The sequence below is a fragment of the Ferrimonas sp. YIN67 genome (genome assembly GCF_057219095.1).
Genome location: NZ_JBXVVJ010000003.1, coordinates 446,095 through 465,164, shown reverse-complemented (window position 1 = coordinate 465,164; position 19,070 = coordinate 446,095). Strand labels below are relative to the sequence as shown.

General features: G+C 59.5%; 18 protein-coding genes. 15 read left to right on the top strand and 3 right to left on the bottom strand.

What is annotated here, in order from left to right; translation table 11 throughout:
• Positions 1–145 precede the first annotated feature (145 nt).
• The 8 genes from AC2D8U_RS09260 to nqrM are packed head-to-tail and all read left to right on the top strand — an operon-like array spanning position 146 to position 7,298.
• Entirely contained in the window at positions 146–1,489 is a 1,344-nt protein-coding gene (locus tag AC2D8U_RS09260; protein ID WP_484618754.1) for a Na(+)-translocating NADH-quinone reductase subunit A, read from the top strand.
• On the top strand, positions 1,489–2,715 hold the full coding sequence (locus tag AC2D8U_RS09255) for an NADH:ubiquinone reductase (Na(+)-transporting) subunit B (RefSeq protein ID WP_484618753.1): 1,227 nt from the start codon (positions 1,489–1,491) through the stop codon (positions 2,713–2,715). The genes AC2D8U_RS09260 and AC2D8U_RS09255 overlap by 1 nt, the downstream gene beginning before the upstream one ends.
• The gene (locus AC2D8U_RS09250) at positions 2,708–3,487 is read left to right on the top strand and encodes a Na(+)-translocating NADH-quinone reductase subunit C (RefSeq protein ID WP_484618752.1); all 780 of its coding nucleotides are present in this window, start codon (positions 2,708–2,710) and stop codon (positions 3,485–3,487) included. Before AC2D8U_RS09255 ends, AC2D8U_RS09250 begins: the two co-directional genes overlap by 8 nt.
• A complete protein-coding gene (locus AC2D8U_RS09245; RefSeq protein ID WP_484618751.1) occupies positions 3,480–4,109 on the top strand; it encodes an NADH:ubiquinone reductase (Na(+)-transporting) subunit D in 630 nt (209 codons plus the stop codon). Before AC2D8U_RS09250 ends, AC2D8U_RS09245 begins: the two co-directional genes overlap by 8 nt.
• A gap of 9 nt (positions 4,110–4,118) precedes the next feature.
• Positions 4,119–4,727 (top strand): NADH:ubiquinone reductase (Na(+)-transporting) subunit E, encoded by a 609-nt coding sequence (nqrE, locus tag AC2D8U_RS09240; protein ID WP_484618750.1) that lies wholly within the window; start codon positions 4,119–4,121, stop codon positions 4,725–4,727.
• Between the two features lie 34 nt (positions 4,728–4,761).
• A complete protein-coding gene (gene nqrF / locus AC2D8U_RS09235; protein ID WP_484618749.1) occupies positions 4,762–5,985 on the top strand; it encodes an NADH:ubiquinone reductase (Na(+)-transporting) subunit F in 1,224 nt (407 codons plus the stop codon).
• Positions 5,986–6,009: 24 nt separating this feature from the next.
• Positions 6,010–7,056 (top strand): FAD:protein FMN transferase, encoded by a 1,047-nt coding sequence (locus AC2D8U_RS09230; RefSeq protein ID WP_484618748.1) that lies wholly within the window; start codon positions 6,010–6,012, stop codon positions 7,054–7,056.
• Entirely contained in the window at positions 7,053–7,298 is a 246-nt protein-coding gene (nqrM, locus tag AC2D8U_RS09225) for a (Na+)-NQR maturation NqrM (RefSeq protein ID WP_484618747.1), read from the top strand. The genes AC2D8U_RS09230 and nqrM overlap by 4 nt, the downstream gene beginning before the upstream one ends.
• 242 nt (positions 7,299–7,540) lie before the next feature.
• Here the strand turns inward: nqrM and AC2D8U_RS09220 are convergent, their stop codons facing one another.
• Together AC2D8U_RS09220 and AC2D8U_RS09215 are read right to left on the bottom strand one after the other, a co-directional pair.
• The gene (locus tag AC2D8U_RS09220) at positions 7,541–7,903 is read right to left on the bottom strand and encodes a hypothetical protein (protein WP_484618746.1); all 363 of its coding nucleotides are present in this window, start codon (positions 7,901–7,903) and stop codon (positions 7,541–7,543) included.
• Between the two features lie 537 nt (positions 7,904–8,440).
• Positions 8,441–8,962, bottom strand: a complete 522-nt coding sequence (locus AC2D8U_RS09215) for a GNAT family N-acetyltransferase (RefSeq protein WP_484618745.1) — start codon at positions 8,960–8,962, stop codon at positions 8,441–8,443.
• A 302-nt stretch (positions 8,963–9,264) separates the two neighbouring features.
• Between AC2D8U_RS09215 and dinB the strand changes: the two genes are divergently transcribed.
• The 6 genes from dinB to AC2D8U_RS09185 all read left to right on the top strand — a co-directional run bounded on the left by dinB (position 9,265) and on the right by AC2D8U_RS09185 (position 15,451).
• On the top strand, positions 9,265–10,299 hold the full coding sequence (gene dinB / locus AC2D8U_RS09210) for a DNA polymerase IV (RefSeq protein ID WP_484618996.1): 1,035 nt from the start codon (positions 9,265–9,267) through the stop codon (positions 10,297–10,299).
• Between the two features lie 139 nt (positions 10,300–10,438).
• Complete coding sequence (locus AC2D8U_RS09205) at positions 10,439–10,846, top strand: hypothetical protein (protein ID WP_484618744.1); 408 nt, start codon at positions 10,439–10,441, stop codon at positions 10,844–10,846.
• Positions 10,847–11,135: 289 nt separating this feature from the next.
• Positions 11,136–11,930, top strand: coding sequence for an HAD-IIB family hydrolase (locus tag AC2D8U_RS09200; RefSeq protein WP_484618743.1), 795 nt, complete (start codon positions 11,136–11,138; stop codon positions 11,928–11,930).
• Between the two features lie 10 nt (positions 11,931–11,940).
• Positions 11,941–13,164: a glycosyltransferase family protein gene (locus AC2D8U_RS09195; protein WP_484618742.1), complete on the top strand. Its 1,224-nt coding sequence runs from the start codon at positions 11,941–11,943 to the stop codon at positions 13,162–13,164.
• Positions 13,161–14,882, top strand: a complete 1,722-nt coding sequence (locus AC2D8U_RS09190; protein ID WP_484618741.1) for a sugar phosphorylase — start codon at positions 13,161–13,163, stop codon at positions 14,880–14,882. The genes AC2D8U_RS09195 and AC2D8U_RS09190 overlap by 4 nt, the downstream gene beginning before the upstream one ends.
• Positions 14,879–15,451, top strand: a complete 573-nt coding sequence (locus AC2D8U_RS09185; RefSeq protein WP_484618740.1) for a GNAT family N-acetyltransferase — start codon at positions 14,879–14,881, stop codon at positions 15,449–15,451. The genes AC2D8U_RS09190 and AC2D8U_RS09185 overlap by 4 nt, the downstream gene beginning before the upstream one ends.
• 54 nt (positions 15,452–15,505) lie before the next feature.
• Here the strand turns inward: AC2D8U_RS09185 and AC2D8U_RS09180 are convergent, their stop codons facing one another.
• A complete protein-coding gene (locus AC2D8U_RS09180) occupies positions 15,506–16,975 on the bottom strand; it encodes an aminoacyl-histidine dipeptidase (protein ID WP_484618739.1) in 1,470 nt (489 codons plus the stop codon).
• Between the two features lie 207 nt (positions 16,976–17,182).
• On the opposite strand from AC2D8U_RS09180, the gene AC2D8U_RS09175 reads away from it, so the two are divergent.
• A complete protein-coding gene (locus AC2D8U_RS09175; protein ID WP_484618738.1) occupies positions 17,183–18,703 on the top strand; it encodes a M17 family metallopeptidase in 1,521 nt (506 codons plus the stop codon).
• Positions 18,704–19,070: the final 367 nt, after the last annotated feature.

Here is a 19,070-nt window from a genome sequence, read left to right as displayed (position 1 = left end):
CGCCGTGATGTAGGTCGCAAAATTCCTATAAGTTTGCGCTTTTGTGCAAAGGTGGCGGAATTGAGAAAGGTATCAAATGAGGCTGGGTCGAATGGGATCCAGCGCCTCATGGTGGACTTCCCCAGTAAAAGCAGTGCATGTGAGTATGATTACAATAAAGCAAGGATTGGATCTGCCCCTGGCGGGTGGGCCGGAACAAGTCATCAAGGATGGCGTCGCTATTTCTCGCGTGGCGATTTTAGGTGAGGAATACATTGGCATGCGGCCCACGATGCAAGTGCGGGTGGGCGACCGGGTCAAGAAAGGTCAGTCGATCTTCGAAGATAAGAAAAACCCCGGTGTGATCTTCACCGCGCCCGCCAGTGGCACCGTCAGCGAGATCAATCGTGGCGCCAAGCGCGTATTACAGTCGGTAGTCATCGACATTGATGGCGACGATGAAACCCACTTCAGCGCCTATGACGCGCAACAACTGTCTTCCCTGAGCGCCCAGCAGGTGCAGGACAATCTGGTCAAGAGTGGTTTGTGGACGGCATTGCGCACTCGTCCCTTCTCCAGGATCCCGGCATTGGACACGCGTCCGGCCGGGATTTTTGTTACGGCCATCGACACCAATCCGCTGGCGGCGGATCCCAGGGTCGTGATCGCCGAGCGGCCGGATGATCTCCGTCATGGCCTGATGGTACTGACCGCCCTGACCGAAGGGCAGGTCTTTTTGTGCCAGGACGGGGGCGAGCCCCTGCCGGGCCATGAACTGAGCGGTGTCCAGGCGCAAGGGTTTAGCGGGCCGCACCCGGCCGGTCTGGCCGGGACCCATATCCACAAGCTGTTGCCGGTCAGTGCCCGGCGCCAGGTGTGGAGCATCAACTATCAGGATGTGATTGCCATCGGCGCCCTGTTTACCTCAGGCAAGCTCGATAGCCGCCGGGTGATCTCTTTGGCGGGTCCCATGGTGGTGCGTCCTCGCCTGGTGCGGGCCTGTGTTGGAGCCGATCTGGCCCAGTTGACCGCTGGCGAGCTGTCACAGAGCCATGTCCGGATCATCTCGGGCTCGGCCCTGCATGGTCGCACTTCCGAGGGGGTGCATGGCTTCCTCGGGCGTTATCACCTGCAGATCACCGCCGTGGCCGAAGGGGATGAAAAGGAGCTGTTTGGCTGGGTGATGCCCGGCGCCAACAAGTTCTCCCTGACCCGCACCTTCCTGTCCCACTTCAGCCCAGGCCGGCTGTTCAACATGACCACCAGCACCGGCGGTTCGGATCGGGCCATGGTGCCGATTGGCAACTATGAGCGGGTGATGCCGCTGGACATCCTGCCGACCCTGTTGCTGCGGGATCTGATCGCCCGGGACACCGACACGGCCCAACAGCTGGGTGCCCTGGAGCTGGATGAAGAGGATCTGGCGCTGTGCACCTTCGTGTGCCCGGGTAAGTATGACTATGGTGCCGAGCTGCGCGCCTGCCTTGAGATCATCGAGAGGGAAGGCTAATGAGTCTTAAGCGATTTATTGAGGGTATTGAGCCGCAGTTTGAAAAAGGCGGCAAATACGAGAAGTGGTATGCGCTCTATGAAGCCGCCGCGACCATTTTGTACACCCCGGGATTGACCACCAAGGGCAGCACCCACGTCCGCGACAACATCGATCTGAAGCGGATGATGATCAGCGTCTGGCTCTGCCTGTTCCCGGCCATGTTCTTTGGCATGTACAACGTTGGCTGGCAGGCTCAGGATGCACTGGCAGCGGGTTTTGCTACCCCGGATGTGTGGCAGGTGGGTCTCTACGAGCTGCTGGGTGGCCAGCTGAGTGCCGATACCGGCCTGCTGGGCCTGATGGCCTACGGGGCCTGCTTCTTCCTGCCCATCTATGCGGTCACCTTCGCGGTGGGGGGCTTCTGGGAGGTGCTGTTTGCGACGGTGCGTAAGCATGAGATCAACGAAGGCTTCTTCGTGACCTCCATCCTCTTTGCCCTGATCCTGCCTGCGACCATCCCCTTGTGGCAGGTGGCCCTGGGGATCAGCTTCGGTGTGGTGGTGGCCAAGGAGCTGTTTGGCGGCACCGGGCGTAACTTCCTTAACCCGGCCCTGGCCGGACGGGCCTTCCTGTTCTTTGCCTACCCGGCGGAGATCTCCGGGGATCTGGTCTGGGTCGCGGCGGATGGTTTTTCCGGTGCTACCCTGCTCAGCCAAGCCCAGGCCGGCACCCTCGAGTTTGCCAATTACGCCTGGTACGCCGCCTTCGCCGATCCGGCCTGGCAGGACGCCTTCCTCGGTTTCGTGGCGGGCTCTGTGGGTGAAACCAGTGTACTGGCGCTGGCATTGGGCGGTCTGGTGATCATCTACACCCGCATCGCGTCCTGGCGCATCGTCAGCGGTGTGATGCTGGGCATGATCGCCACGGCTTCACTGTTTAACCTGATTGGCTCGGATACCAACGCCATGTTCCACGTCCCCTGGACCTGGCACCTGGTGACCGGCGGCTTTGCCATCGGCATGTTCTTTATGGCGACGGATCCGGTTTCCGCCTCCTTCACCAACCAGGGCAAGTGGGCGTATGGTGCGCTGATCGGCGTGATGGTGGTGTTGATCCGGGTGATCAATCCGGCATTCCCGGAAGGGATGATGCTGGCCATTCTGTTCGCGAACTTGTGGGCCCCGATCTTCGATCACCTGACGGCACAGGCCAATATCAAGCGGAGGATCGCTCGCAATGTCTAAATCAAACGATACCTTTGGCAAAACCCTTGGAGTGGTGATCGGCCTGTGTCTGGTCTGCTCCCTGGTGGTCTCCGGTGCCGCAGTTTCCCTCAAGGATCGACAGAAGCTGAACAAGGAGCGGGATACCCAGCGTTATGTGCTGGAAGCCGCAGGTCTGCTGGAGCGGGTAGAGGGTAATGCTCCCGAGGTCTTTGCCCAGTACATCGATGCCCGGGTGGTGAGCTATGACTCCGGTGAGTTCCTGCCCCAGATCGACGCGCGCAGTTACGATGTGAGCATGGTCTCTCGAGATCCCGCTAACTCCATCAAACCCGCCAAGGACATCGCCTCCATCGGGCGGCGTGCCAACTACGGTGTGGTGTATCTGGTCAAGGATGAGGCCGGGGCGCTGGAAACCGTGATCCTGCCGGTTCACGGCTATGGTCTCTGGTCCACCATGTATGCCTTCCTGGCCCTGGAGCCTGACATGAATACCGTCAAGGCGCTGGTGTACTACGACCAGGGGGAAACCCCAGGACTGGGTGCCGAGGTGGAAAACCCGCGCTGGAAGGCGCAATGGGTGGGCAAGAAGCTGTTCGATGAGCAAGGACAACTGGCCATCGAAGTGGTCAAAGGCGGTGCATCGGCCGGGGATCTCCACGGTGTGGATGGCCTGTCCGGAGCCACCCTGACCTCCAATGGCGTCAACAACAGCCTCAACTACTGGCTCAGCGACCAAGGCTATGCCGCTTTTATCGAGAAAGTTCGCGAAGGAGAGCTGAACAATGGCTGATCAATCGCTCAAGCAGGTCCTGATCGGACCGATCTTTGCTAACAACCCCATCGCCCTGCAGGTGCTGGGGGTGTGTAGCGCCCTGGCGGTGACCACCACCATGCAAACCGCCGTGGTGATGACCCTGGCGCTGATGTTTGTGACGGCGTTTTCCAACCTGTTCATCTCCATGATGCGCCACCATATCCCCAACAGTGTGCGGATCATCGTGCAGATGACGGTGATCGCCTCTCTGGTGATCCTGGTGGATCAGTTGCTCAAGGCGTTTGCCTACGACATCGCCAAACAGTTGACCGTATTTGTCGGCCTGATCATCACCAACTGTATCGTCATGGGGCGGGCGGAAGCCTATGCCATGAAGAGTGCACCGCTGCCCAGCTTCCTGGACGGGATCGGCAACGGCCTGGGCTACGGCTTTATCCTGTTGACCGTCGGTTTCTTCCGCGAGTTGCTCGGCTCGGGCACCCTGTTTGGTGTGGCGATCCTGCCCAAGATCTCCGAGGGGGGCTGGTACCAGCCCAATGGCCTGATGTTGCTGGCACCCAGTGCCTTCTTCCTGATCGGTTTTATCATCTGGGGCCTGCGCACCTGGAAGCCGGATCAAGTTGAGCCGAAGGAGTAAGGAGAGAACATGGAACATTATCTGAGCCTGTTTGTACGGGCCGTCTTTATCGAGAACATGGCGCTCTCCTTCTTCCTGGGCATGTGTACCTTCCTGGCGGTGTCCAAGAAGGTCTCCACCGCCTTTGGTCTTGGGGTTGCCGTAGTGGTGGTGCTGACCCTGGCGGTGCCGGTGAACCAGCTGATCTACGCGAACATCCTGGCCCCGGGCGCTTTGGCATGGGCCGGTCTGCCCAGTGCGGATCTGAGCTTTTTGCAGTTCATCACCTTTATCGGGGTGATCGCCGCCCTGGTGCAGATCCTGGAGATGATCCTGGATAAGTATTTCCCACCACTGTACAACGCGTTGGGGATCTTTCTGCCGCTGATCACGGTGAACTGTGCCATCTTCGGTGCAGTCTCCTTCATGGTGCAGAAGGACTACAGCTTCGGCGAGTCCGTGGTCTACGGCCTGGGGGCCGGAACCGGCTGGGCCATCGCCATCGTGTTGTTGGCGGGGCTGCGTGAAAAGATGAAGTATGCGGACGTACCGGCGGGTTTGCGGGGATTGGGGATCACCTTCATCACCGTAGGCCTGATGGCACTGGGCTTTATGTCGTTTTCCGGGGTGTCGCTGTAAGCGGCGGTAATAGAAGAAGTTAAAGGATAAGTCGATGGAAATTGTACTCGGCGTAGCCATGTTTACCGCCATCGTCACGGTTCTGGTTCTGGTGATTTTATTCGCCAAATCCAAGCTGGTGGCCAGCGGTGACATCACCATCAGTATTAACGGCGATCCCGATAAGGCGATCTCTACCACCCCGGGCGACAAGCTGCTGGGGGCCCTGGCGGGTGAGGGGATCTTCATCTCCTCCGCCTGTGGCGGTGGCGGTTCCTGCGGTCAGTGTCGCGTCAATGTGAAGTCTGGCGGTGGCGATATCCTGCCCACCGAGCAGAGTCACATCACCAAGCGTGAGGCCAAAGAGGGCTGTCGCCTGGCCTGCCAGGTGGCAGTCAAGAGCGATATGGATATCGAGTTGCCGGAAGAGGTGTTCGGCATCAAGAAGTGGGAGTGTACGGTTGTCTCCAACGACAACAAGGCCACCTTCATCAAGGAGCTTAAGCTGGCCATCCCAGATGGCGAGTCCGTGCCGTTTCGTGCCGGCGGCTACATTCAGATTGAAGCGCCAGCACACCATGTGAAGTACAAGGATTTTGATATCCCGGACGAGTACAGGCCGGATTGGGAGCGTTTTGGCTTCTTCGATATCGAGTCCAAGGTGGACGAGGAAACCATCCGCGCCTACTCCATGGCCAACTACCCGGAAGAGCATGGCATCATCATGCTCAACGTGCGGATCGCCTCGCCGCCACCCAACAACCTGTCGTTGCCAGCCGGTAAGATGTCCTCCTACATCTGGAGCCTCAAGGCGGGTGACAAGGTCACCATTTCCGGCCCCTTCGGCGAGTTCTTCGCCAAGGATACGGATGCCGAAATGGTGTTTATCGGTGGTGGTGCGGGCATGGCACCCATGCGCAGCCATATCTTTGATCAGCTCAAGCGATTGAACTCCAAGAGGAAGATCAGCTTCTGGTACGGAGCTCGCTCCAAGCGGGAGATGTTCTACGAAGAGGACTTCGATGGCCTGGCGGCGGACAATGACAATTTCCAGTGGCATGTGGCGCTGTCGGATCCGCAACCCGAAGACAACTGGGAAGGCTATACCGGCTTTATCCATAATGTCTTGTATGAGAACTACCTCAAGGAGCACGAAGCCCCCGAGGATTGTGAGTTCTACATGTGTGGGCCACCGATGATGAACTCCGCCGTGATCAACATGCTTAAGGAACTAGGGGTTGAAGATGAAAACATTCTGCTGGATGATTTCGGCGGTTAATTTCATAAATTAAAAAGAGCGTTCATGTCGTATCGAACCCTTTTGCCCCAAGCGTGGGTAAAGTGGCTGGCCCCTCTGGGGCTGGCCCTTGTTCTCTGTGGCTGTGCCCCACAGGCGAGCGTTGAGTCCATCAGTGGGCGTACCATGGGCACCAGCTACCACATCTCCTGGGTTTCCGATCCGGGATCACAACAGCCCCAGTTGGTTCAGGCGGCGGTGGATACCCGGCTGGAGCAGATCAACGATTCCATGTCCAACTGGCGCAGGAACTCCTTGATCAGTCAGTTCAACGATCATCACTATGACACCCCGATGCGGCTGGACCCGGACTTTATTGCAGTGCTGCATGAGTCCAAGCGGCTGCACGACCTGACCGAGGGGGCGCTGGATATCACCATCTCCCCCTTGATCAATCTCTGGGGATTTGGTCCGGATGGTCGGGTTGAGCGGGCGCCCAGTGCCGAGGCCATCGCCGAGGCGATGGCCCATACCGGGATGACCCATCTCCATCTGGAGGGGCTGATGGCCAGCAAATCACAGCCTGGCCTGACCCTGAACGTGGCGTCCATCGCCAAGGGCTATGGCGTGGATGCGGTGGCCGAGTTGCTTGAGCAGCGGGGGATCGAAAACTACCTTGTGGAGATCGGCGGCGAGCTGCGGTTGCGCGGGTTTAAACCCGATGGCAAGCGCTGGCGTGTCGCCGTCGAGCTGCCGGATACGCACGGCCGAAAGGTGGCTCAGATCATCGAGCCCGGAGATCGGGCCATCGCCACCTCAGGGGACTATCGCAACTTCTTTGAGGAGAATGGTCGGCGCTTCTCCCACCTGTTGGATCCTCGCACTGGCGAGCCGGTCAACACCCGTTTGGCGTCTGCCACCGTGCTGGATGACTCGGCGATGACGGCGGATGCCCTGGCCACAGCCTTCATCGTAATGGGCACCGAAGACTCCCTGGCACTGGCTGAACGTGAGTCTCTGCCGGTGATGTTGATTGAAAAAAGCGTCGAAGGGGAGTATGAAGTGATCTATTCCAGTGCGTATCGTCCGTTTCTACAGGAGCCTGTTCAATGACCACCTTTATTGCCACCTTTGTCCTGATGCTGGCGGTGATCCTCATGATGTCCGTGGGATATCTGATCAAGCGCAAGACCATCAGCGGTTCTTGCGGCGGCCTTGGCGGGATCGGCATCGAGAAAGCCTGCGATTGCCCCGAGCCCTGCGACAAGCGCAAGGCCAAGATGGCGAAAGAGGCCGCCCGGCAGGAAGCGGAAGCGGCGCGCCGTGCCCGTTTTGGGTCCGACCGGATCCTGTAACGCTCAAAATAAACAAACAAACCGCCTTCGGGCGGTTTTTTGTTGTGTGGATAAGCGCTCAGCAACCTGTTGCGGTTCAGGTGCGACCTACCTATTGAGTCAATCAATCGAGCGCGAGTATTGATCGCATTGTGATAGACGGGGCGGCTCATCCCGTTTAAAGCGTACCCTCCAGCACCGACTGGATTGAATTGAAAAGAGGCCAGGCCCCTTTTCCCACGCGTCTAGATGCCGTTCCCCAGTTATTGGCAAGTAAACACGGTTTTAAGGTGGAACTCAGATGCCCGTCTTCGCTCGTGTTGTGCGGCCGCAAAGGCCAAGGCTGAGTTGAGAAACTTGTTGCTGGTTTCAATCTCAGGTATTTGCGTCGCATCCGATTCGAGCTGTTGAGTGGTGACGACAAATCGGTTCATTCCCGCCTGTTTGCAGGTCAATAGAGCGTCGTTTCTCAGGATCTGGTATACCTCAAGTTCCGATTCGGCGCTGGCAAATGAGTGATATTCGCCGTCTGCCATTGGCATCACACTGCCTTGCAGGCTTGCGCAGGCGGTTAAGCCGAGGCTCATTATGATGAGCAGCGGGGCCTTCCATAGTTGAGTTGTCATTGATGCCGTGTCCTTTTTATTTTTATTGTTTCTGTCGTGGTAGCCGTGAGGAAATTATGACGGGGAGCATCCGGTTACAGAAAGCCACCACTTCACAATTTTAAAAATTAAAACAGTAGCTTGTGGTTTGTGGCAGTCATGACTCAAGGCAGTGTAAGTGCAGTTTTCAGCCTTGATATTGGCGTTGGCGTCAGGGTCGGTTTGAGGGGGGACGCGCGTTTGGAATGAGACCGCTTGCTCGGATGATTGTGAAGGCAACAGGTCGAGCTTGATGCCTGAATTGGCCGTTACGGGCGCGGGGCAGCGGGAATCATCAAAGTGTCATAGGCCACTCCAATGGCGGGGCATGTCAGTTTTGCGTTGGCTGGGCCATCACCGGCAACGAGGCATTGTGGCACCCTTGCCATCGGAGGTGGGGAGTGGAAGCCAGGGGGGAGCCAGGGCGCTGGTTCCATACGGATCAGCGGTCAGGGCTTTTGCAGGCCAAGTTGCGCTGCAGGCAGGGGCGGCCGGGAAAAATGCGGCCGCCCCTTGGGGCTATCGGCATAGGGAAGAGATCGCGGGCCACTGGTAGATGTATTCTCGGACGCGGGTACCGCAGGGGGCGTCCCACAGGCTCTCCCTGATCTGCTGGGCCCCCAGGGCCGAATAGAAACGGATGGCGTTATTATTGTCCGCCAGGACGTGAAGGTAGAGTGGCCCCTCCGTTTGGTGGGTCTGCAACCAGTGGGTGGCCTGCTCAAGTAATGCCGTACCCAGTCCCTGGCCCCGGTAGTGGGCGCCGATATGCAGATTTTCCAGGTAATGGCCCAGCTCCGGATCCTGGTTGGCCCGAATGCAGATAAAGCCGGCCAGTGTCTTGCCATCTATTGCCAGCAGGGTCCAGAGTTCAGGGTTATCGGCTCCCAATTGGCCGGCCCAGTGATCTCGATGATCCTGGGACAGGCGCTGATCGAGGTAGGCGTCGGTAAGGATGGTTCGATAGACCTGTTGCCAGCTGGCCGTATGCAGTTGGGCGATGCTGAGGTGATCCGAATAGCCAGCGAGCCGAAATTCCACGTTACTCTCCTGATAAGGGTAGGGGTAGGCACTTAGGTGTTAAGCTATCCCTTTGTTAGGAAAGCGTTTTGTGTAGGGTGCCGGGATTGAGTATCTTAGTGCTCCGCCGTCACCTCGGCAAGAACGGGACGGCTTAGTGCGCCCCTTCATGGGATGTGTTCACGCGCAAAGTGTCGATGAACCGCTTCAAGGGAAAGTGATCCGAGCTCGGTGCTGGAGATCAGGACGCTTGGCCTGAGGGATCTCTATGGTAGAATACTGTTTATTTATACAGTTAAGTGGTGAGGCCAATGGAGCAGGGGCTGCGCAAGATCATCCATGTGGACATGGACTGCTTTTTTGCCGCTGTGGAGATGCGGGATTTTCCCGAGTTGCGGGATAAACCCATTGCGGTGGGTGGCCCCGCCAACAGCCGCGGGGTGATCTCCACCTGTAACTACGAAGCGCGCAAGTATGGCGTGCGCAGCGCCATGCCCAGCAGCGAGGCGCTGCGGCGCTGTCGGCACCTGGTGCTGGTGCCGGGGCGCATGTCGGTGTACAAGGCGGTCAGTGCCCAGATCCGGGCGGTATTTGAGCGTTATACCGAACTGATTGAACCCCTCTCCCTGGATGAAGCCTTCCTCGATGTCACCGACAGTCCCCATTGTCGGGGCAGTGCCACCCTGATGGCCCAGCAGATCCGCGCCGAGATCCTGGCGGAGACGGGCCTGACGGCGTCCGCTGGCATCGCGCCCAACAAGTTCCTTGCTAAGATCGCCTCCGATGAGAACAAGCCCAACGGTCAGTGCGTGATCCTGCCGGAGCAATGCGCCGAGTTTGCCGCCGGTTTGTCATTGCGCAAGATCCCCGGTGTCGGCCCTCGCACCGCCGAACGCCTGGCCGAGCATGGCCTGCACACCGGGGCGGATGTACTCAAGCAGTCGCCGGAGCAGTTGGTCCAGTGGCTGGGCAAGTTTGGCCCCGTGCTGCATCAGCGCGCCCAGGGGATAGATCCTCGGCAGGTGCAAACTCACAGGGTACGCAAATCCGTGGGCGTGGAGACCACGGTATCTCAGGATCTTAGAGACGAGTCCGCCTGCCTGGAGATCTTGCTGGAGCTGTTGCCAGAACTCGCCCGTCGCTTGGGTGAGCGGCCGTTTAAAGGGTTGAACGTCAAATTGAAATTCAGTGATTTTCAACAGACCACGGTGGCCTGTCCGGGCAGTACGCTGGATCCCGCCAAGCTGGCGGCCCTGTTGCATACCGGGTACCTGAGGGGAAGGGGCAAGGGCGTGCGTCTGGTGGGGGTGAGCGTCAGCCTGGCCGAAACCTCGACTCCTCAGCTCAGTCTGTTGTGAGCCCCTGCACAGTACGGGCGGGTTATGGCATCAGAATCCCGTTCATTGATCCGGGTCAAGACGAGCTCCTGGGGGCCTTCTAGGCTGAAATGGTAGGGGCCCTGCCGCGTGCGCCCCGAGGTAAGCCAAGGAGGCCGTTATGAGGATCCAGAGCCGTTACCGCCAGTTGCTCACCGCCAGCGCCATGTTGATCCTGGTCGGTGGCGTGCTGTACCTGCTTGGCGTGATGTTTACTCAGGCCAAGCCCCTGCGCGATGTGGATTATTTTGATAACTATATCGGGGAGAAAACCTATTGCCGGACTCTCAACCATTACGCCGGGGACGCAGCCAAGTTGGAGCGTTTGGTGATCTACGCCGATAACAATGCCATGTATTACCTGATGTGGCGTTTTGGCAAGGAGAAGGGGGGAGAGATGGTGAAAAGCTGTAACCGGGCTCGCCGCAGTCACATCATCGAGCGCTGTGCACAGGCCCCGGATCTCTCTGTCGAGCAGGTGGTGTTGGAGTACAACCGCCAGGCCGTCAAGGACAAGGGGCTGATCTAGGGCGTTTCATCGCCTGGTTTAGCCTGCATGGGGGCGCCGAGTTGGCGCCCCTGGGCGTCGTTACCTAATGTTGAGCTTCGCTACGCTCAACCTACTCTCATCTTCTTTGCGACCGCTTGCACCAAGATGGTGCGCTCCTTGAGCGAGCGCTGCCCTTTTATTGTGCGCAAAAGAACCCGTTTCCGGCTAAGAAACGCCGGGGGGGGGCTTGCCCCTTTGGCCCACTCCTTGCTGTGTATTGGTTTAGTGGGTGGGACCAGGTTGGTGGCCACCACGGACAGGAACCCTTATGAACACTGCAGCTTGGATCATCGTCACCGATCTCGATGGCACCCTACTGGATCACCACGATTATGGCTATGCACCGGCGTTGCCAGCCCTTCGGGCCTGTCGCGAGCGAGGGATCCCGGTGATCATCAATACCAGCAAGACCTTGGAGGAGAGCCAGGCGCTGGCCGAAGAGCTGGTGCTGCAGGCTCCTTTGGTGGTGGAGAATGGATCGGCGATCTGGTTGCCGGCGGAGGAGGGGAAGGACCCACGGCTTGAGGTGCTAGGGTGCGAGCGTGCGGCGCTAGTTGCCTGGTTGGCCAAGCTTCGCGAGGAGGAGGGCTACCGTTTTGCGGGATTTGCCGATTGGAGCGAGGCCCAGGTGGCCGAACAGACAGGGCTGAGCCTGACACAGGCCGCTTCGGCCCTGCGCCGCGATTACAGTGAGCCCCTGGTGTGGCAGGACACGGAGCACGCCTTTTTACATTTCCAGTCCCGGGTTCGGGCCCAGGGCTGGCGACTGCTTAGAGGCGGCCGCTTTATCCATCTGTTGGGGGATACGGACAAGGGACGCGCCACCCGCTGGCTGGTGAGCCATTACCAGACACTCTGGGGCCGCACCCCGCAAGTGGTTGCCCTGGGAGACAGCCAAAACGATCTGGCCATGCTGGAAGCGGCGGATGTGGCGGTGTGCGTGCGTTCCCCCGTGAGTCCCAGGCTGGAGCTCAGTGGCCAGAATAACGTGATCCGGACCCAGGCCTGCGGGCCGAAGGGCTGGAGCGAGGCGATCGGCAAGCGATTGGAACTGACTCAATAAGGAGAGCGTCATGGCGGATTACTACCAGAACGGCATCATTACCACCCTGCATAACCTGTCACGTCGGCCGGTGGCCGAGATGGAGGCGGAGTTGTATCGTTTCAGTCAGCGTCGGCCCCTGGGGCTGGTGCTGCCCTCCCTCTATTCGGAGCTGCAGACCCCGGCGCTGCCGGCCATCGTCCGAGAGCTGGAGCAGGTGCCCTATCTGTCGCAGATCATCATAGGTCTGGATCGGGCCAGCCGGGAGGAGTATGTCCATGCGCTGAAGTTTTTCTCGACGCTGCCCCAACACCACAGGGTGCTGTGGAACGATGGCCCCAGGCTGCGAGCCCTGGATGCCGAGCTGCAAGAGCGGGGACTGGCGCCGGATCAGCCCGGTAAAGGCCGTAACGTCTGGTACTGCTTCGGTTACGCCCTGGCCACCCAGAAGGTCGAAGCCCTGGCCCTCCATGACTGCGATATCCTGACCTATGATCGCAGCTTGCTGGCCCGGCTGATCTATCCGGTGGCCAACCCCAGCTTTAACTATGAGTTTGCCAAGGGCTTTTATGCCCGTCTGGCGGGCGGTACCCTCAACGGCCGGGTCACCCGTCTGCTGGTGACGCCGCTGATCCGGGCATTGAAGAAGATTGTGCCGGAGTCGGATTACCTGGAGTTCCTCGACAGCTTCCGCTATCCACTGGCCGGAGAGTTTTCTTTCCGCCTCGATGTGCTCAATGATCTGCGGATCCCCAGTGACTGGGGGCTGGAGATCGGGGTATTGGCTGAGATGAAGCGCAATTATGCCACCAATCGCCTGTGCCAGGTGGACATCGCCGATGCCTATGATCATAAGCATCAGGACTTGTCCGCCGGTGACGAAAGTGGCGGCCTGTCGCGGATGTCCATCGACATCACCAAGGCGATGATCCGCAAGCTGGCGACGCAGGGGACGGTGTTCAGTCCCGGGGTGTTGCGCACCATCAAGGCGACCTACTATCGCATCGCCCTCGACTTTATCGAGACCTATCGCAACGATGCGGTGATCAATGGCCTGGAGCTGGATATCCATAAGGAGGAGAAGGCGGTGGAGCTGTTTGCCGAGAACATCATCAAGGCGGGCAATCAGTTCCTTGATAACCCCATGGAGACGCCGTTCGTCCCCAGCTGGAGTCGAGTGCTCTCGGCGATGCCGGATGTATTTGAACGGCTCAAGGACGCGGTGGAGGCGGACCACCAGGAGCTGGGGGCATGAGTGGCGTGACTGGCCGGCTCCAGACGCATCTGGAGTGCCTGTACCCCACTATGGATAGCGCCGCCCTGGCCCAGCGACTCTGCGACACCATGCGCCTGATCCCTGGTGCACCGGAGCCGGTGCCTTTCAGCAACCACTGGGACGAAGGGGATGCCTATGTGATCAGCTATGCCGACAGCCTGCTGTCGGACAGCCACCTGCCATTGGAAAACCTTAACCACTTCCTGGGCCACTATCTGGCTGAGCACCTCAGTGGCGTGCATATTCTGCCCTTTTTTCCCTACAGCTCGGATGATGGCTTTGCCGTCATCGACTATTACCAGGTCAACCAGGGCGTGGGAGACTGGCCCCAGATCCGGGAGATCGCCAGCCGTTTCGATCTGATGGCGGATGTGGTGATCAATCATTGCTCCGCCCGCAGTGGTTGGTTTGAGAACTATAAGCAGCGGAAAGATCCGGGCCGGGACTACTTTTTCGAGGGCGATCCTAAGGCCGATCTCAGCGATGTGGTGCGACCGCGCACTTCGCCCCTGCTGACGGCGGTGCAGACCCTGGACGGTGAGCGCCACGTCTGGTGCACCTTCAGTCCGGATCAGGTGGATCTGAACTTCACGAATCCCGAAGTGCTGGTGGAGTTTGTGAACATCCTGCGCTTCTACCTGGAGCAGGGGGTGCGGGTGTTCCGCTTTGATGCGGTGGCCTTTGTCTGGAAGATCCCGGGAACGAGCTGCATCAACCTGGCTCAGACCCATCGCCTGGTCCAGCTGTTGCGCCTGCTGGTGGAGCATCAGCGGCCCGATGCCATCATCATTACCGAGACCAATATTCCCAGTCGGGAGAACCTGGCCTATTTCGGTAATGGCAACGAGGCCCACGCCATCTACAACTTCCCCCTGCCGCCTTTGCTGCTGCACACCCTGATGACGGGCCACTGCCGTCATCTGCGTACCTGGCTGATGACCCTGCCACCGGCCCATAATGGCACCGCCTACTTTAACTTTATCGCTTCCCATGACGGGATCGGCCTGCGCCCGGTGGAGGGGATCCTCAGCGAAGAGGAGACGACCGAGCTGCTCACCGCCATGGAGCGTTTCGGCGGGCGGATCTCCTGGCGGGACAAGCCCAATGGCCAGCGGGCGCCCTATGAGATCAACATTGCCCTGTGGGATGCCCTTAAGGGCACGCGGGCAGGCGAGGACGATCACCAGTTGGCCCGATTCCTCTGTGCCCACGCCATCATGCTGGGCATAGAGGGGATCCCGGCCCTCTATATCCATTCACTGTTGGGTACGCCAAACGATCAGGAGCGGGTGGCCCACAGCAACCATAATCGCCACATCAACCGGCACAAGTGGGATTACCCCAGGTTGCAGTCTCTGCTTCAAGATCCGGACAGCCACCATTACCAGGTGTTTAACGGGATGAAGGCGATGCTGGCGATCCGCCGAGCCCAGCCCGCCTTTCACCCCAATGCCACGCAATATACCTTGCAGCTGGGCGATGCCCTGTTGGGGTTCTGGCGTCAGAGCCAGGATCGTCGGCAGAGCATCTTTGCCATTCATAATGTTACACCTCGGCCTCAGCGATTGGCGCTGGATTCACTGAACCTGATTGAGCAGGCCGGGTGGCGGGATCTGCTGCAAGGTGGGGAACCGCGGGAGCTTGAGGCTGAGCTGATGCTGGCGCCTTACCAGAGCCTGTGGCTGAGTAACCTGTGACAAGCGTCATAACTCGACTCAAGTTATTGATAAGGTATTATAATTCCTCGCATGGCTTCAGGCAGGGATGGCTCGTATTGGTAAGGTTAGGGCGATACCGAGACAGGGACAGGGCATTTTTTGTTGCCCTGATGGCGAACGAACGGGCGATGGCTCGGATCGGTGGAAGCAAGACGCAGGCCGAGGCACAGCGCCTGTTTGAGCGGATCCTGGCGGGCCAACAGGCGGGAGAAGCCTGTCAAATTCAGGATCGGACCGGAGCGCCCCTGGGTCATGGTTTCCTGTCCCCCCTGATCCCGGGGAGCGAAGCGGAGCTGGGATTTGTGCTGTCCCCCGATTGCTGGGGGCGAGGATTGGCCACGGCGGCGGCACACTTGCTGGTGGAGCTGGCGGTGGTGGGTCATGGGTGTCGCCGCATCCTGGCCAGTGTCGATCCGGACCATCTTGCCAGCATTCGCGTACTGGAGAAGACGGGACTGAGGCTCAAGGCCAGGCTGCAGGACAGGGAGGGCCCCTATCTTCTTTATGAGCGGCTGATTGAGTCCGGAACCATGGACTTTGAAGGTTAAACACCTGGCCCCGCAGTTGCGGGGCCAGGTGTTTATGGTAAACGAGAGGCTGGATTACCGGGTCGGGATCGCCTTGAGCACGGCCAACAGCAACTGCCAATACTTGCCCACGGACTCGATCTGGACCTTTTCATCCGGGGAGTGGGGGAAGCGGATGGTGGGGCCAATGGAGACCATGTCCAGGTGTGGGTAGGGCTCCTTGAACAGGCCACACTCCAGGCCGGCATGGATCACCTGGATATTGGGCAGGGTGCCAAACAGACTCTGGTAGGTTTCTCTTACCACCGCCATCACAGGTGAGCTGGGATCCGGGTTCCAGCCCGGGTAGGCGCCGGAGTCGGAGCAATTCGCCCCCGCCAGTTGGGCCACCGCCTGGAGCATGTTGACCACCATGGCCCGGCCCGAATCGACCGTGGAGCGGATCAGGCACAAGATCTGGACGCCCTGCTCCTGAGTCTTGACCACGCCCATATTGAGGGAGGTTTCCACCACACCGGGGAAGGCGTCGCTCATGCGGATCACGCCGTTGGGGGTGGCGTGCAGCAGGGCCAGCAGCTTGCCTTGTGCCAGGCGATCAAACACGCTGTCGGCATCGTCCACCGGTTGCAGGGTAAATGCCAGTTCGGTTTCGATGGCACACAGTTCGTTCTGCAGCAGTTGCTGGTAGTGGGTAACCAACTGCTCCAGCCTGGTACGCTGGTCGGGGGCGATGGCCACGGTGGCATAGGCCTCACGGGTGATGGCGTTGCGCAGGGAGCCTCCCTGGATCTTCACCAGGCGCAGGCCCAGTTCATCGGCGTGGCCAAAGAGGAAACGGGCCAGCAGCTTGTTGGCATTGCCTCGACCCGTATGGATATCCACCCCGGAGTGCCCCCCCTTGAGGCCGGTGAGGGCCAGTTCGACGGTTTGGTAACCTGCTGGAACCGATTCTCGGACGATGGGTAGCTCCAGCTGCACATCGATGCCACCGGCGCACCCCATATACACCTCACCCTCCTCTTCGGAGTCGGTGTTGATCAGGATCTCCCCTTCAAGCAGCCCGGCTTCCAGGCCAAACGCCCCGGTCATGCCCGCCTCTTCATCTATGGTCAGTAACACTTCCAGGGGGCCGTGCTCAATATCGTCGGCGGCCAATACCGCCAGGGCCGAGGCCATGCCGATACCATTGTCGGCACCCAGGGTGGTGTCTCGGGCGGTGACCCAGTCACCATCGCTCTCACTGATGATGTAGGGCTGGATCGGATCCCGATCGAAACGGTGTGCAGTGCCGGAGTTTTTCTGCGGCACCATATCCAGGTGGGCCTGCAGGATCACCCCTTTTTGCCGTTCACGACCGGCGGTGGCGGGTTTGCGCAGGATCAGGTTGCCCACCGCATCCAGCTGGTTGGCGATCCCCGCTTGCTCGGCCCATTGCTGGATATGATCCCTCAGGGCAAGCTCCCTTTTTGAGGGGTGGGGAATGGCGCAGATGGTGTCAAACCATTGCCACAGGCCTTGGGGGGAGAGGGTGCTTAAGGTGGACATAGCAGGCTCCTTGTTGCGCGCCGCTGCGCGTCTGCATCAGTACCAAGTGTGAGTGGGCGCCAGTGTAGCACAGGCCCAAGGGCGACTAATTAAGCGCTGTCCGAGCGGTGCAGTGCGGGTAATGCCGTTTCATTCCATGGCCCTGTCGACACGCAAACTGCTATGTTGAGGCAGTGATCATGGTTTTGAACTTAAGGGATTAGAGTGATGAGCAAAATAGTCTGGCAGGCGGTTGGGGAGCGGGATGCCCTGTTTGGGCAGGGGGATTGGGATGCCCTGGTGGTGATCGGCGACGGTTTCGAGCTGGCGGCGTATCCCGAGGTGCGTCAACTCATCCAACACGCCGCCAGCCTGGACCGTCGTATCGGCCGAGAAGCCGTGATGTTGTTGGCCCCCGGACTGGCCGGTGGGCGCCTGGTGTTGGCGCCCACCGGGGATCTGGACGGCGACTATGAGGATGTCAGACGTTTCGCCGAGGCGGGGGCGGCCGGGATCGGATTGGCGCTGAGGGCCGGTGCCCGGCGCCCGCTGGTGATTGTGGATGAAGTCACTGACGCGCTGCGCTACAGCGAGGCAATGGCGGTGGCAATGCTGGGAGTCGGACAGGAGATCTACCGGCCCTTTGATGCGGACGGGTTTGAGCTGGTGCTGGGGATCTTGGGGCTGGAGCATAGCGCCCGGGCCAACGCCCTGGAGATGGGGCGCATTGCCGCCCGGGATCTGTGCGGGGGCGATCCGGAGCAGATGGCCCCCCCGGCCTTCGCCGAGTACTGCCAGAACCTGTTTGATGACACTGCTGTGCGCATCGAAGTGATTAGTGACACCAAGCAACTGCAACAGGAGTACCCTCTGCTGTGGGCGGTGGGCCAGGCTTCTGCGGGGATCGAACGCCACCGGCCCAGGGTTGTGCGGTTGGAATATGCGGGGGAGGGAGTGATTGCCCGCAACTGGTTCCTGGCCGGGAAAGGGGTCACCTTCGATACCGGTGGGGCCGATCTCAAGATTGGCGGGGCCATGGCGGGCATGAGTCGAGATAAGGGCGGAGCCGCGGCGGTTGCCGGTTTGATGGTGGCGCTGGCCCAGTTGAAGCCCAAAGGGATCCGAGTCGTCGCTGAGTTGGGGCTGGTCCGTAACAGCATCGGCAGCGATGCGATAGTCCCGGATCAGATCATCACGGGTCACTCTGGCAAGCGGGTGCGGATCGGTAATACGGATGCGGAGGGGCGCCTGGTGCTGGCCGATCTGCTCTCTCATCTTCGAGAGGAGGCGGTTAAGGTCCCCGATCCGGTGATTTTTTCTCTGGCCACGCTGACCGGCCACGTGGTGCGCAGCTATGGTCCCTACAGTGCGGTGATCGAGAATGCGGTGGCTCGGGAGCAGGCGCTGGGGGGGGAGCTGCAGGCGATCTCGGAGCAGTGGGGCGAGCCCTTCGAGTTGTCACGCCTGCGCCGGGAGGATTTTGCTCAGGTGAAGGCTCGTTCGCCGTCGGAAGATCTGCTCTCCTCCAACAACGGTGCCTCGGTCAATATCGCCCGGGGCCACCAGTTCCCCATGGCATTTTTGCTGCAGGCCGGTGGCTTTGAGGAACATGGTCTGGGCAGTGATAAGCCCCTTCCTTGTCTGCATCTGGATATCGCGGGCAGTGCGGTGGAATCCCGGGATCCCCTCTATGGCAAGCCCACGGCGGTTCCCGTGGCCACCCTGCTGGCTCAACTGCTGGATCATTGAACCTTATGGTCATCACTGGGTATCCGTTGGCTTTTGGTCGAGCGGCTGTTTCCCCCGGCTTTAACTGCCCTGGTCGAAAACGCTCAACACTTGTTCGATTTATGTAACTTTAATCCACCCAGGAAGGGTTTTACCGTCAAAAAGTGGAATTTACGTAAAAAATCGTCATCCAGGCTTGTAATAAAACTACATTTTGGTACATTAGCAACCGTCAACAGACAACCCGCTGTCGACACTGTGCTTGTCAGGAAGACGTTGCCTCTCCAAGGAACTGAGTATCGATGACTCCATGGAACCGAGTTTGCGCCAGGGAACCGCACCTTCGGATTTTTGTCATCTTTTTACCTTTTTCTGGAGTAACGCATGA